The organism is Parendozoicomonas verongulae, from assembly GCF_009711465.1.
GTDB lineage: Bacteria > Pseudomonadota > Gammaproteobacteria > Pseudomonadales > Endozoicomonadaceae > Sansalvadorimonas > Sansalvadorimonas verongulae.
Genome location: NZ_SMME01000607.1, coordinates 1 through 857, shown reverse-complemented (window position 1 = coordinate 857; position 857 = coordinate 1). Strand labels below are relative to the sequence as shown.

At 58.6% G+C, this 857-nt stretch carries 1 protein-coding gene; it reads right to left on the bottom strand.

Annotated elements, in window-relative coordinates; translation table 11 throughout:
* Positions 1 to 28: 28 nt before the first annotated feature.
* Positions 29 to 857, bottom strand: an 829-nt coding sequence (locus E1189_RS23015; RefSeq protein WP_230460010.1) for a hypothetical protein, incomplete at its 5' end; no start/stop codon positions are given.

Sequence of the window (857 nt, the reverse complement as noted above, 5' to 3'; positions counted from 1 at the left end):
TGAAGCTGCATCAACAGTCCCAGGTGATTTAGATTACGATAGCTTTGCACCGGCAGTAGAAGTATTGAGCCAGCATGAGAAGGGGGCAGTATGCCGGGGAAAACAGAAGACCACCTGCTTCTGCGGCGCCACCTTCGATTCGGTCAGCCTGCTTAAATCCCACCGCCGGGTCAGTAGCGACGCCCAGTGCAGGGGAAAGCAGAACACCACCTGCCTTTGTGGCGCCAACTTTGGTTCGGTCAGTCTGCTTCAGTCTCACCGTCAGGGCAGCCGAGACACACGGTGCAAAGGGAAGCTGAACACTACCTGTCCATGCGGCGCCACATTCGCTTCGGCCAATCTGCTTAACTGTCACCGCCGGGGCAGCAGTGATGCCCGGTGCAAGTGGAAGCAGACTATCACCTGCTCCTGTGGCAGCACGTTTGATTCGGCCAACCTGCTTATCGCTCACCGCCGGGGCAGCCGCGACGCCCAATGCAAGGGAAAACGGAACACGACCTGTCCCTGTGGCGCCACCTTCGATTCGGTCAGTCTGCTTGACTCTCACCGCCAGAGCAGCAAGAACGCTCAATGCAAGGGGAAGCGGAACACCACCTGCCCCTGCGGTGCCATCTTCGAGTCGGTCAACCAGTTTAAAACCCACTACCAGGGCAGCAAAGATGCTCGGTGCAAGGGGAGACGGAACACCACCTGCCCCTGCGGCGTCACCTTCGATTCGATCAGCCTGCTTAAAACCCACCGCCAGATTAGCAAAAACGCTCAGTGCAGGGGGAGGCAGAACACTACCTGCCTGTGCGGCGCCACATTCGATACGGTCAGCCTGCTTAACTCTCATCGCCGGAGTAGCAGCGACACCC